The sequence below is a fragment of the Lyngbya sp. PCC 8106 genome (genome assembly GCF_000169095.1).
GTDB lineage: Bacteria > Cyanobacteriota > Cyanobacteriia > Cyanobacteriales > Microcoleaceae > Capilliphycus.
In genome coordinates, this window is the sequence record NZ_AAVU01000048.1 from 18,837 (window position 1) to 32,051 (window position 13,215).

The 13,215-nt window shown below is 41.8% G+C and carries 11 protein-coding genes; 2 read left to right on the forward strand and 9 right to left on the reverse strand.

Annotated elements, in window-relative coordinates; translation table 11 throughout:
* Positions 1–119: 119 nt before the first annotated feature.
* The 6 genes from L8106_RS24335 to L8106_RS24360 all read right to left on the reverse strand — a co-directional run bounded on the left by L8106_RS24335 (position 120) and on the right by L8106_RS24360 (position 7,193).
* On the reverse strand, positions 120–1,814 hold the full coding sequence (locus tag L8106_RS24335; protein ID WP_009787161.1) for a cbb3-type cytochrome c oxidase subunit I: 1,695 nt from the start codon (positions 1,812–1,814) through the stop codon (positions 120–122).
* 140 nt (positions 1,815–1,954) lie between these two features.
* The gene (locus tag L8106_RS24340; RefSeq protein WP_009787162.1) at positions 1,955–2,896 is read right to left on the reverse strand and encodes a cytochrome c oxidase subunit II; all 942 of its coding nucleotides are present in this window, start codon (positions 2,894–2,896) and stop codon (positions 1,955–1,957) included.
* Between the two features lie 236 nt (positions 2,897–3,132).
* The gene (locus L8106_RS24345; RefSeq protein ID WP_009787163.1) at positions 3,133–3,735 is read right to left on the reverse strand and encodes a DUF2231 domain-containing protein; all 603 of its coding nucleotides are present in this window, start codon (positions 3,733–3,735) and stop codon (positions 3,133–3,135) included.
* Positions 3,735–4,235: a DUF2231 domain-containing protein gene (locus L8106_RS24350; RefSeq protein ID WP_009787164.1), complete on the reverse strand. Its 501-nt coding sequence runs from the start codon at positions 4,233–4,235 to the stop codon at positions 3,735–3,737. The genes L8106_RS24345 and L8106_RS24350 overlap by 1 nt, the downstream gene beginning before the upstream one ends.
* 491 nt (positions 4,236–4,726) lie before the next feature.
* Positions 4,727–5,740 (reverse strand): cytochrome d ubiquinol oxidase subunit II, encoded by a 1,014-nt coding sequence (gene cydB, locus L8106_RS24355; protein ID WP_009787165.1) that lies wholly within the window; start codon positions 5,738–5,740, stop codon positions 4,727–4,729.
* A 10-nt stretch (positions 5,741–5,750) separates the two neighbouring features.
* Positions 5,751–7,193, reverse strand: coding sequence for a cytochrome ubiquinol oxidase subunit I (locus tag L8106_RS24360; RefSeq protein ID WP_039897131.1), 1,443 nt, complete (start codon positions 7,191–7,193; stop codon positions 5,751–5,753).
* A 1,024-nt stretch (positions 7,194–8,217) separates the two neighbouring features.
* Between L8106_RS24360 and L8106_RS24365 the strand changes: the two genes are divergently transcribed.
* Positions 8,218–10,392 (forward strand): serine/threonine-protein kinase, encoded by a 2,175-nt coding sequence (locus L8106_RS24365; protein ID WP_009787167.1) that lies wholly within the window; start codon positions 8,218–8,220, stop codon positions 10,390–10,392.
* 74 nt (positions 10,393–10,466) lie between these two features.
* On the opposite strand, the gene L8106_RS24370 is transcribed toward L8106_RS24365, so the two are convergent.
* The 3 genes from L8106_RS24370 to L8106_RS29970 form a co-directional block, all read right to left on the reverse strand.
* Positions 10,467–10,904, reverse strand: a complete 438-nt coding sequence (locus L8106_RS24370; RefSeq protein WP_009787168.1) for a TMEM165/GDT1 family protein — start codon at positions 10,902–10,904, stop codon at positions 10,467–10,469.
* A gap of 79 nt (positions 10,905–10,983) precedes the next feature.
* On the reverse strand, positions 10,984–11,361 hold the full coding sequence (locus L8106_RS24375; protein WP_009787169.1) for a YkgJ family cysteine cluster protein: 378 nt from the start codon (positions 11,359–11,361) through the stop codon (positions 10,984–10,986).
* Positions 11,362–11,395: 34 nt separating this feature from the next.
* Positions 11,396–12,640 (reverse strand): Ycf66 family protein, encoded by a 1,245-nt coding sequence (locus L8106_RS29970; RefSeq protein ID WP_009787170.1) that lies wholly within the window; start codon positions 12,638–12,640, stop codon positions 11,396–11,398.
* Between the two features lie 318 nt (positions 12,641–12,958).
* Between L8106_RS29970 and L8106_RS32570 the strand changes: the two genes are divergently transcribed.
* Complete coding sequence (locus L8106_RS32570) at positions 12,959–13,120, forward strand: hypothetical protein (RefSeq protein WP_009787171.1); 162 nt, start codon at positions 12,959–12,961, stop codon at positions 13,118–13,120.
* The last annotated feature ends 95 nt before the right edge of the window (positions 13,121–13,215 follow it).

The following is a 13,215-nucleotide window of genomic DNA, read 5'->3' on the forward strand; positions in this document are numbered from 1 at the left end:
GTTAACCGTTTGACAGTAACCCGTCAGCAGTGTAGGGAAGATTCAAGAATTGCCCATACCTGTTCTCAATTCTCAAAATTCACGGGTCACTGTAAAAACGGGTTACTATAACAATTCCCCTACTCAACAGGTTGAGGTGCAGGAGAGGGTAATTTCACATTGGGGTCATTGGCGGTTAAGGGTTCAGACTTCCCATAACCGTAGGGTTCACTAATCACAATGGGGAGAGATTCAAAGTTCTCAACCGGAGGCGGAGAAGGCACTAACCATTCTAAACCTATCGCCCGCCAAGGGTTATCGGGAGCGGGTTTACCCTGACTCCAAGAACTCACCATATTCAGAATAAACGGCAAGGTTGACATCCCGAGTAAAAACCCCCCTAAACTGGCAATCACGTTCCAGAAGGTATATTCAGGGTCATAGGAAGACACCCGACGCAGCATTCCATTTAAGCCTAACGGGTGCATCGGTAAAAAGTTGAGGTTTGTACCGATAAAGGTTAACCAGAAGTGTAATTGACCTAAACCTTCGTAATACATCCGCCCGGTCATTTTCGGGAACCAGTGATAGATGCCAGCATACAGCCCCATCGTCACCGTCCCAAACAGAACGTAATGGAAATGACCCACCACGAAGTAAGTATTGTTAACGTGAATATCGACAGGAACCGACGACAACATAATGCCTGTAATTCCAGCAAATACAAATAAAATCAGCGCCCCGGAAGCAAACAGCATCGGTGTATTCATACGCAGTTTACCGCCCCAGATGGTTGCCACCCAAGCAAAGACTTTAATTCCCGTTGGTACTGAAACACACATGGTTGACAGCATGAAAATCAACCGCATCCAGCCCGGAGTTCCACTGGCATACATATGATGCACCCAAACCAAACCGCTAACCCCGGCAATAATCATCGAGGAAACGACAACCACTTTATAGCCAAATAAGGGCTTCCGCGCATAAACGGGGAAAATCTCGGAAAAAATACCAAAGACAGGCAGAATAATTACATAAACCGCCGGGTGAGAATAGAACCAAAACAAGTGTTGGAAGATAATCGGATTTCCGCCATCTGCCGGGTCAAAAAAGCTGGTGCCTACTGTCACATCAAACAGCAACATTACCGCCCCGGCTGTTAAGGCAGGCAGTCCAAACAGTTGAATAATTTGTGCCGCCCATACCGTCCAAACATAGGCAGGCATCCGAAAATAGGTCATTCCCGGCGCCCGCATTTTGACAATGGTGGTGACAATATTCAAAGCACCCATAATCGAGGAAACCCCCGAAATGGCAACGGCAAGAATCCACACCGCCTGACCATTCAGCCAAAATCCTAACGGAACTTGGGTACTGACAGGAGGATAAGACCACCAACCTGATTGTGCTGAACCCGAAGGCAGGAAGAAACTCGCCATCGTTAAAATACCGACAACGGGAATCATCCAAAATGCCGCCGCATTCAGCCTCGGAAACGCCATATCTCGCGCCCCAATCATCAACGGGACGAGATAATTTGCCATCCCGGCTAAGGCGGGAAACGTCCACAAAAACAGCATGATGGTGCCGTGCATTGTGAACATTCCGTTATAGAAGCTGCGTTCGATTAAATCGGATTCGGGGGTCATTAATTCACCCCGAATAATCATGGCAAAGATGCCGCCAATCAGAAAGAAGAAAAAAGAAGTGACCAGGTATTGAATGCCAATTACCTTATGGTCTGTACTAAAGCTAAAGTAAGTTTTCCACGTTGTTACCGCTTCGGCATGGGAATGACCCGTCGTACTTTTGCTTTCTATCGGGGTACTACTCATCGATGAAATTTCCTAATGTATATTCACAGGAGTTCAGAAGTTTAGTTGGGGTAATTTATGAATTACCCATACAGAAATTTAGAAGTTGAGGAAAAAAGAATGACATGAATGCTTTTTGTCTGTTTCCTGTCACCTGTAATTTAGTTGTGATAGTTAACGAGAGGGGCAGGGGCAGGTTTAATCGTCGGCCAACCAACTTTAATGGTTTCCTTTTGTTCTTCGGCGTATTCAGTTGCCGCTTGGTTGGGGGCTGCTGTGGGGGGTTGACTCCCCGCATTTGCTAACCATTGCTGATAGGTTTCAGGAGATTCTACCACCACGTTTGCTGTCATTGTGGCGAAATAGGTGCCGCTAAATTGAGAATCAGTCAGTTGATAAGTCCCCTCACGAATTGGGGTAAATTCAAAGTTGATGGTCTTGCTAGGAATGATATCTTGTTTGAGACGAAATGCCGGAATGTAAAATCCATGCAAAACGTCTTCTGATTTTAATGCCAGTCGAACTCGTTTATTGGTGGGTAAGTGAAGTTCGGTACTGGTGATGTTGTCTTCCGGATAACGAAACACCCAAGCCCATTGTTTCCCAATCACTTCGATATCTTCTATGGGTTCGCCTGTTGAGGCGATTGGTGCGGCATAAGCCGATTCCATCCCCACCGGCATATGTAGATGAACCACTTCCATCGGCCCTTTGATTGCCATTTTTTGGTAGACTTGGTAGCTATATCCGGCAATCCAAAAGACTAATAAAATTGGAATAGCAGTCCAAACTATTTCTAAGGTAACGTTCCCTTCAATATGAGGGCCGTCGCTCATGTCATATTTAGCAGCACGATGGAAGATGATTGAATAGATTAGAGTTCCGGTTACTCCTAGAAAGATGAAGGCACCGAGAGTTACTAAGAAACTAAATAAATCATCGACCAGAATCGATTCTGCTGCCGCTTGTGGGGGTAGCCAAGAATAGGAAAGTTTTCCAATTCCTATACTAATAACGGCTAAAACAATCGCAATTCCCGTTAAAATTAACCACTTGCGAATCGAATTTTGAGGGGTTGACCCTCCTGTTAAATCACCAGACATAGCAATAAACCTCTTTAATACAGTAGACAGTGACCTTTCGGGTGAGGCAGTTAAGACTCGACGGAAACTGCCAAGACTGTACTGCTTCACCAGTTATCAGTTATCAGTTATCAGTTCTTTCAGTTATCAGTTCTTTCAGTTATCAGTTATCATTTCACCTATTCTCTGTTAACTGTTAACTTCTCACTGTCTACTGTTTGCTGTAAAAGCTGTTAACTGTTAACTGTTCACTGTAATTATCGCAGCACAATATTCGGATTTTCACCCATTCGCAATAATTGGTCAGCGGTATTGTGAACTCCGAATTCAGCCGCCAGTTGCGCCCCTAATGTTCCGTGAACAAACATCACCAATAAGATAGCGACTCCTGCCATCAAATAACTCCACTGGACTTGGCGGGTTCTGTCTTTGCGCCAGTAAAACCGTTGAAATCCTCGCCAAATCGTCATTCCAACCATAAACGCAAACAGGAAAACACCCCCAACACCATGCCACAGCATGGTTTCCATTGCTTGCATTCCCCAAGCACTTTTAACATCAGTATAGGGGTTGGCGAGCATGATTTCATAAAAGCCTGCTGCTACCGTAAACACGGTAATAATAGCCGATGCTAGCATATTGTACCAACCAACATCAAAGAAGCTTGCCCGAGCGGCCGGAATCGCTAAAAATTTGAAGACGGGTTTTTCAAATGGATACAAAACTCCAACAAAATCAAAGGCGATCGCAATAATGAATAAACCTAAGGTAAGATGCACTAAGTTGGGGTGAATGGGAATCGCATAGGGTAAGCCATTTGCTCCTAGCGATTGTAATTGGTTAATCAGTTCAGCATCCATTAAAGAATACCCTCCTTAATCGCTTCAACAACGGGAACGGTATGTAGTCCGTATACCCAAACCAGTTCATCGCCGAGATAGACCTGAAAGCCGACTAACACACAGAGCGACAGTCCCAGTGCAAGATAAGATATTGGTAACTTTTGGGGATTTTTCAGGCGAATCACATACCGCCAACCTGTAATTGCAGCTAGTATTCCCGCTAACGACCAGCCAATTAAGGTATGTAAATTGAGAGTCTGTTCGACTGCGTTGTACGGTAATGCTAACCCGGCTTCCGCCTGACCAAAAATAATGGCGATAAAGATAGAAATTGTAGCGAAAAACAGATTCCACCAACTCACCTCATACAGACGAGTACTGCGTGTGAAATAGCCAATCACATCGCACAAAACCGCAAACAATACCATCGCAATCACAAAATGCACAACGATAGGGTGCATCGTGTCGGGATAGGGTAAATTGTGATCGTTCAATGAGGTAAATAGAGACTCGAACATGGTATTCTCCTCGGCATCCGTACTAAACCTCGGTCACACCTCACAAGTAAAGGCTTGCAATAATGTATCGAGACACAACTAATGCTTGAATATTTCTATTACAAATTTTTAAGGACAATCTGGACTTTTGACAGTATCAACGTTAACATTCTGCAATATTGACAGGCTGTCAATATTTTGATGAGATGAGAATTGATAAACTGTAACAATTGAAACAGAAGCTGCTATCCTCTTGACTACATGGGGTTTTTGACGACTTCTCCTCAGTTGACAGAGATAATCAGCTTCCATATTCTACCGCAAAAATTTTTGATTTTTACGAAAAGAATTAAACTGCCTAATTCTTAATTTTTTCTTCAATAGTCTCAAACTTATGCTTCTCCGTCTCAGGGAGACACGAACCGCAGAGACACTAAAAGCGCATCTTTGTCTCTTAGTCTCTCTATCGCGACTGATTTTTCGGGTTTCCTATTCTCCCACATACTAGGATTCTATTCACCGTAATGGGCGTTTGTCACTTTTCCTCGAAACACAAAATACTGGTAAACGTTGTAGAACAACATCACCGGAATTAAAGCCCCGATAAAAATCAACATAAACACCAGGGAACTCGGGTCAGCCGCCGCCTCATAAATCGTGATTTCAGTTGGAATAATGTAGGGAAAGACAACTAATCCTAACCCAAAAAACGTGAGGACAAACAGCAAAATAGTCCAAATAAACGGTGTTTTTTCTGCTTTATTGTTCAGGCTACGAATTAACTGCCAAATCAACACAACCCCCAACACCGGAATTACTGCGAAAAGATAAACCATCGGCTTAGAAAACAAGCGTTCACGGGCAAAAATGGAGAAAATGGGAGTGGCAACAGTAATAATTACCGCACCCACTAAAGTTGTAACTGCTGCCAATTTAGCCGTCGCATAATGAGTTTTTTGCAGTTCTCCTTCCGTCTTCCAAATCAGATAGGTCGAACCAATCAAAACATACCCTTGAATTAACGTTAATGCCACTAATATTGTTTGCCAGGTCAACCAATCAAAATGACCGCCAATAAAATGACCGGACGCATCAACCTTAATCCCTTTTAACACTCCTCCCAGGGCAAATCCTTGACCTAAAGTGGCGAGAAAACTTCCCACTCCAAAAGACACATTCCAGATCAACTTGTTGCGGGCTTGTTCCCGAAATTCAAACGCCACCCCCCGAAAAATAAACCCAAAAATCATGATAAAAATCGGGATATACAACGCACTCAAAATCGTCGCATAAGCCAACGGAAACGCCCCAAATAACGCCCCACCCATTAATACTAACCAGGTTTCATTGGCATCCCAAATATTACTCAAACTCGTCATCAGGATACCCCGACGTTCTTCGGTTGAAGATGTCAAAGATAAAATTCCAACTCCCAAGTCAAACCCATCCAGCATTACATAAAGCAACAAAAACAGGGCTAAAATTCCAAACCAAACTTGAGGGAGAAAATACGTTAAAGTTTCCATTTACTCTCCTTTATTGTTGGGCTTCTACAGGACGTTCATCGGGCATAAATTCTCCGGGTTCAGTCTTTAATGGGGGTTGTTCTTCCATTCCCGGAAGTGGCAGGTTAAAATCAGGCCCTTTTCTAATAATTCGACTGCCAAAATAAAACGCCGCAAATAATAGAATAGCGTAGACCGTTGCAAAGAGTGTTAATGTGGTTAAAACATCTCCGGGCGGTAAATTAGAAACTGCATCTTCTGTGCGAATATAGTTATAAACTGTCCAGGGTTGACGCCCAACACAACGCACTGTCCAGCCACATTCTACAGCAATATATCCTAACGGTGCCGCTAATATCCAGCCCCACATTAACCAAGGTTGTTGAGTTATCTTTTCAGGGGAAAATTGACCCCGTAGCCATTGAATTACACTGACTAACATTAAGCCCGCAAAATAGAAGCCAATGGCAATCATTATGCGGAAACTGTAATAAATTAATCCCAATAAATGGGGGCGATTTTCTGGCGGCCATTCTTTTAACCCTTGCACGGGTTCAGAGAGTTCTTTTTTGAATTCAAGAATGTAGCCTAAAGCATTCGGAAACTTGACTTCCCAATCATTTTGTTGCGTTTTTTCATTGGGAATGGCAAGCATACTCCAGTCGGCTGAAACCCCTGCGGGAATCGTTTCCCATTGGGCTTCCATTGCCGCTAATTTTGTGGGTTGAAAATGATAAACCTGTTCACCACTAAGGTGTCCGATATAGAGTTGTAGCGGGGCGATAATAATGGCTGCGGCTAAGGCAATTTTGAGGGATGTTCCGAAGAACGCTTCATGGCGTTTTTTGAGAATATACCAAGCACTAATTCCTCCAATTACAAATAATGTGGTTTCCCAAGTTGCGAATACCATGTGTAAAACACTATTGGGCATATAGGGGTTAAAAATGGCTTGAAAATAATCTTTGACAACAAATTCACCCTCAATAAATTCAACCCCTGTGGGATTTTGTAACCAAGAATTCGCCACTAAAATCCAAAAACTGGATAAATTTGCCCCAAATGCAACTAGAATTGTTGCCATGTAGTGAATGTAGGGGTTAACTCGTTGCCAACCAAACACCATAATTCCTAAAAAAGCGGCTTCTAACATAAATGCCATTGACGCTTCAAAGCCGATAATACTCCCAAAAAAGTTGCCAATGGCTTCAGAAAGGGGCGCCCAGTTAGTTCCGAATTGAAACTCCATCGGAATTCCACTGGCGACACCAATACCAAAATTGAGAATGTAGAGTTTTGCCCAAAAACGGGCATGATAATAATATTGAGGATTGCGAGTTTTCAGCCAAAGTCCTTCTACAATAACCAGATAAACTCCCATTCCTGTAGTCAAGATAGGCCACAGCATATGGAAGATTGCAGTTAACGCAAACTGCATTCGTGAAAGAACCAGTGTATTCGACAAAAATTCCATAAAGACCTTAATCGGTGAGGACTGAATAGCTATTTTAGGGTAGCCACAACCGACCCTGTTTGTGAACTCTAGTGACCTAGATAGCAAGATTGGTCGAAAACAGGCCATGAATGGCTACATTTTTACCATTAACTCTATGACTTATTGTCCGGGGTGACTTTAGTTTTTCTTCAGATTTTGAGTAAATTGATTTTAGTTTAATTGCTGAAAAGCTTTGCTATAGAAGCACTTGAGGAAACTGTACCTGCACAGTCCTGAGTATATTTAGACTGAAGTTTGTATATAGAGTCTTGCTGTTGATTTTGAGGGGTTTCTCTGAAGTTAAGGGTGAGTTTGCAGCAGTCTCCATTAACGACTTATTTAACCCGAGGAATAATTTTGGGGGTTTTAAGTTCAATTAAAATTGAATTGTGTATTTGAATAACTTGAGGGGGTTTGATTCAATTGCCAAAAAACAACAGGTTCAATTAAAATCTGTTTAGGGATTGGATTTTAGAACTCAATTTAGATCAGCTTCAAGTTAAAATGATCCCCATATTCTATTCAATAGAAACAACTTCAACAAAATTCTATCGTTTTCAGAAGTTTATCGTTCGTCAAAGCCGACTCAATCTTCTCGAATGGGGTCAGGGGCGAGTCAGAACCTATCCTCTGTGAATGAATTTTTAGCCAGACTCGTTCGTAGATCCGGATTCTGTGCCACAATTAACTTAAACGCTCTGTTGTGCTAAAGCACAGTCTATGTCTAGTGCATAGTGATCAATGACTAGGTTCTGCGACACTAAGCTTGATTTTGACAAGGTTACATCAATTGGATAAGAAGTGAGAAAAGTACCAGAAACTAATTTAAAATATATCTATAGACTCTCAATCTCATTCTTATTTTTTTATCAAAAACCTCTGTTTTTTCCTGAGAGAATCATTCTCTTAAATGGGAAAAATGTGAATTTAAAATCAGAACCTTATTCCCATTGACTGCTGTTGAATTTGATAAAACCGATTATTTTAGACGCTAAACCCTCCTATGCAAATGATTGGTCAACTTTTAGATAGACGGTATCGCATTGTTCAAATACTAAGTTCAGGGGCATTTGGACAAACTTATCTTGCGGCTGATACTCGTCGCCCAGGTCATCCTCAATGTGTGGTTAAACAGCTTCGTCCTCCGAATAATAATTCTAAAATTCTGAAAACCGCGTTACGATTATTTGAAAAAGAAGCAGAAATTTTAGAAAAATTAGGACGACACGATCAAATTCCTTTACTTTTAGCCTACTTTAAAGAAAACAATCATTTCTACTTAGTAGAAGAATATATCGAAGGACATTCTCTTTCAAAAGAACTGGTTCCGGGTACTCCTTGGCCAGAAGAAAGAGTAATCAAGTTATTAGAACAAATATTAGAAATTATGCTCTTTGTTCATGAACAAGGAGTCATTCATCGAGATGTTAATCCTTCTAATATTATTCGTCGTCGTTCAGATAAAAAATTAGTTTTAATTGACTTTGGTTCAGTCAAAGAAGTGAGTCATCAATTCTTAAATGGGAACAATCAATCCATGCGGACGATTGCGACTGGAACCCCGTCTTATATGCCGATTGAACAGTTTCAAGGTAATCCTCAATATAATAGTGATCTGTATGCAGTGGGAATGATTGCTATTCAAGCCATTACCGGGTTAGAAGCTTCAGATTTACCCAAACTTCAAGATCCAAATCTTTCTAACCCAGATGATATAACGTGGCGAAATCGCGCTCGGGTCAGTGCAGGTTTAGCAAAAATTATTGATAAAATGGTGCATCATTATCATGGAAAACGTTATCTAGCTTGTAGTGATGTAATCTCAGATTTAAGGAAAATAACCGGACGATCTGATTTTACTTATATTCCCAATTCAGTTTCTTTAAATCCCGATCAAAAAATTACTAATTGGGGAAAAATTGTCGGATTGACAGCAACGAGCTTAGTCGGATTATTAGTAATTTTTGGATTAATTAAAGTCTTTAATCGTCCAGACCCTATCAAAGCACAAGTTGCTTTCTCTCAAGGCGTAGAAAAGCTAGAAAAAGGGAATCCTAAAGCAGCAGTGAGAACCCTAACTCAAGCCATCAACTATAATTCAGACAATCCTGAAGCCTACCATCAACGGGGAAATGCCTACTATGATCTCGAACAATATCAAAACGCGATCGAAGATTATACTCAAGCCATTCAACTCAATCCCAACTACACTAATGCTTATTTTAATCGCGGACTAGCCCGTTATGATGCTCAAGATTTATCAGGCGCGATCGCTGACTATTCTAAAGTCATCGAGTTAGAACCGACTGATGTTGATGCTTATTATAAACGAGGACTTGCTCACTACGCCCTCGAAGATTATCAAAAGGCTATCGAAGACTATAGCGAAGTCATTCGGATACAATCCGATCATCCTCTGGCTTATCGTTCCCGAGGAATAGCCCGAGTTAATTCAGGGGATTTACAAGGGGGATTAGCCGATTATACCCAAGCTATTCGACTTGATTCTAAAAATATTTTAGCCTACTATGATCGCGGTCGAACACGCTTTCATTTAGGGGATTATCAAGGCGCCCTGGCAGATTATGATCGGGTGATTGAACTGCAACCTGATAACAGTTTTGTTTACGGAAATCGCTGTAGTACCCAAATTAATTTAAGCAAACATCAAGCTGCTATCGATGATTGTACCAAAGCAATACAACTCGAACCGAACGCTGTAGCTTATAATAATCGCTGTGTTGCTTATTTGAATATATCTGAACTTGACAAGGCTTTAGCGGACTGTACCAAAGCCATTGAACTCACACCAACCGATCACAAAGCTTATAGTAATCGGGGTATGGTTCAAGTTGCCCAACAAGATTTTCAAGCAGCAATTGCCGACTATACAAAAGCGATTGAACTGAACCCAAATGATGCTCAATCTTACAGCAATCGCGCGACTACCTACTATGAACTTCAAGATTATAATCAGGCGATCGCAGATTATGTTCAAGCTATTCGTCTCAAACCCGATTATCCCAATGCCTACTACGGACGAGGAATTGTGCGAGTTGCTTTAGGGGATAAAAGCGGTGCAATTAATGATTTTCGTACTGCCGGACAACTTTATTTAGAACAGGGATTAACTGGAGGATATCGAGATGCTCAATATCAAATTCAACAGTTACAATAAACGGATAAACTGATGCTTTTGTGATGTTCAATCGGGAAATTGATCACAAATCCCGATCCGGATGGTTCTGATCATCAGAAGTTAAAAACTTCCCAAAACAACAAACCTGAAATCACCAGTAAACTGATTCCGGCTGCCCGTTCGAGGGTTTTGGGTTCAATACGACTGGCTAACCATCGCCCGACTAAAACCCCGAGTAAACTGGTGAGAACCAAGGCGCTTCCGGCACCTGCAAAAACAACCCAAGGCTGATGAGATTCTGCTGTCATTAACAGCGTTGTCAATTGAGTTTTATCACCAATTTCTGCAAGAAAAATTGTTACAAAAGTAGACGCAAAAATTGCCCAAGCATTTTTAGGTTTGCGAGGCTGATTCGGTTGGGGAATCGGAGAGTCTTGAACAAGAGATGATGTTGGTTCGGTTGTTTCCTTGATCGGGAGTTCAGGAGAACTCTCATTAGAGAAGTTTGAGGGTGGCTTAGACGAAGGGAATAACTCAGAAGATGGTGTCACAGTTTATCAAAAAATAGTCTGTTCTACTGATTCAATCATAATCTTTTCATATTGGCCCCAAAGATGCAAGCCTATCGGTTCAAGAGGTGATATTTTCGGGGTCTTCACAAAAGCCCACCTGATCATTATACTGCTTCATTTCAGTTGAGTCAGCCCCATAAACCCCTTCAATTTGCTGCTGACAACAATCGATCGCAAAGTCGTTCAACTCTGGAGGTTCTATGCCGAACATTTCTGTAAACACTTCCGGCTGAACTCGACAGAAGCGAGGACGGTTAGAGTAGATGCTACATTCTCGGTTTTGGGAATCATAGTGAATGCACCATCCATCTTCTCCGACTAAACTCAAATACAATTCTAACTCCTCTGAGCCGAGATATTCATCTAATTCTGGACGTTCTGAGGGTTCGAGATAACAGCAAGCCCCACAGTTTTTAACACATTGCCAAGTTGCCATAATAATTGATTAAAATTAAGGATGTTTTCAACGTTTAATGTTCGGAGTCGGTTGATTGGTTTTGTTTTTTAGCGGCTTCTTTTAAATCAGGATCAGGAGGATTAGGCCGCTTCAGATTTTGATTTTCATCGGGGGGCGAGGGATTTGGGTTAGAGGATTCTGAGACGATTTCTTCGGAAGAATCTTCAGAAGCAGATGTCATTTGTTCAAAGGGAGTGACTGAAGAAATATCCGGTTCAACCGTGACCGTAATTTCTTGAAAATCGTCTTCGGATGGTGTTTCTAATTCCGAGGAAGACTCTATTTCTGATTCATAGATTGCTTCTGTTTCTGTTACGGGTGTGGGTTCTGGTTGTTCGGTTTTTGGGGTGATATATTCTTGAGAAACAACAGTTTCTAGAGTTGGTGTTTCTTCGGTTTCCGGTTCAACTTTGGCTTCTTCTGTTTGATTTTCTGCTGAAGTTTCGACGGGAGAAACAGGAGAAGAAGGTTTGTTTTGACGCCGATTGAATAAACCTGTAATCGAGCGAAATACTCGTGATAATCGTTTAGGCTGAGATGCAGGGGGTGATGGGGTTTGGGGTTGAGAAATTGTTTCTGTTTCTTCTTCTATTTGTTCGTCTACTTCATCTTCCCATTCAATTTTTGTTGCCGAAATGGGTTCGGGTTCGGGTTGATAAATGACAGGTTCATCTTCTGATTCAATTGCTGTTTCAGAAGTCAATTCTGTTTCGGCAGACGGTGAAACTTCTTCAATAACTTCTTCAATAACTTCAGGAATTTCTGAGGGAATTTCTGAGGGAATTTCTGAGGAAACCGGAATGTTGGGTTCCGTTGGAACAGTTTCAGGTGGAGATTCAACACCAGCAGGCTCGGGGGGTGTTGGCGGCGCAACGGGGAGAGCGCCATCTTGGTCAAGATTATCAATTTTGGGGGCAGATATGACCTGGGGTTCCTGGGCTTGAACCGCAAATAAACCCTCGACTTGTTCTTGCAGTTTTGCGGGAACAGGGGTTTTTTGTGATATCGGCGTTACGACTCGTCGCAAATACAGAGTTTGTAAGCCAAACCAACCCAGTAAGGCAACACTCGCGATTTGACCCAGGAGGACGGCTCCCGTAATGCGTCCGGCACAGACCCACAAAATCAGTGCATAAAAGAATCCCACGCCACTCCAGAAGAAGTCATTTTTGCGATGAACTTCTGGAAAAAAGAAGGCGGCCATGTAAACGGCGAAGCTCCCCAAACCAACAGCAATCGCCAGAATATGTGCCAGCATTGTACCCTCCAGCCTATCGACAAATCTCTACTGATATATTTTACAGGGCGGAGGTCGCTCCCGTGATCGGTTGATTGAAATAATTTTGTTTTTTTAATAACAATTACGGTGGAGACTCGAATTGATTAGATATTATTTCTTTATGTTTGCTCTGAAATCCCCTAAATTGGCGAGGGGTGTGACCTGCATCACAATCAATGCGTTAATTAGGTCATATTGAATATTGTGTGAAATCATTTAGAGTTTTCGTGAAATTTTGTATTATCTTTGCATACACCAAAGTTCGGTGCAATAGAACTTTTTTGAGAGGAGTTGATTATGTTTGAAAAACTACTGCTAGCGGCTATCCTCACCCTTTGTCTTTATCTGAATGCAAAGATTGAGTGGTCTAATCCGGTTAATCTCTTACAATTGCGAGTACAAGCCCATCAAGTGGAACTGTTAAGAATTATGATGTTTCAAAACTTTAATATTCCTTAAACTTGTTTGATTTTGTAGATAGAGACATAGACAACCATTGCAATCGCTGAGAAAGGGCAGATTGGCTTAGATTTGCATCGTTTATAGGCTATCAT

What these genes read in the sequence shown, in the direction of transcription:
- L8106_RS24335 (WP_009787161.1), bottom strand. Translation starts at nt 1,814, where the DNA reads ATGAGTAGTACCCCGATAGAAAGCAAAAGTACGACGGGTCATTCCCAT.
- L8106_RS24340 (WP_009787162.1), bottom strand. Translation starts at nt 2,896, where the DNA reads ATGTCTGGTGATTTAACAGGAGGGTCAACCCCTCAAAATTCGATTCGC.
- L8106_RS24345 (WP_009787163.1), bottom strand. Translation starts at nt 3,735, where the DNA reads ATGGATGCTGAACTGATTAACCAATTACAATCGCTAGGAGCAAATGGC.
- L8106_RS24350 (WP_009787164.1), bottom strand. Translation starts at nt 4,235, where the DNA reads ATGTTCGAGTCTCTATTTACCTCATTGAACGATCACAATTTACCCTAT.
- cydB (WP_009787165.1), bottom strand. Translation starts at nt 5,740, where the DNA reads ATGGAAACTTTAACGTATTTTCTCCCTCAAGTTTGGTTTGGAATTTTA.
- L8106_RS24360 (WP_039897131.1), bottom strand. Translation starts at nt 7,193, where the DNA reads ATGGAATTTTTGTCGAATACACTGGTTCTTTCACGAATGCAGTTTGCG.
- L8106_RS24365 (WP_009787167.1), top strand. Translation starts at nt 8,218, where the DNA reads ATGCAAATGATTGGTCAACTTTTAGATAGACGGTATCGCATTGTTCAA.
- L8106_RS24375 (WP_009787169.1), bottom strand. Translation starts at nt 11,361, where the DNA reads ATGGCAACTTGGCAATGTGTTAAAAACTGTGGGGCTTGCTGTTATCTC.
- L8106_RS29970 (WP_009787170.1), bottom strand. Translation starts at nt 12,640, where the DNA reads ATGCTGGCACATATTCTGGCGATTGCTGTTGGTTTGGGGAGCTTCGCC.
- L8106_RS32570 (WP_009787171.1), top strand. Translation starts at nt 12,959, where the DNA reads ATGTTTGAAAAACTACTGCTAGCGGCTATCCTCACCCTTTGTCTTTAT.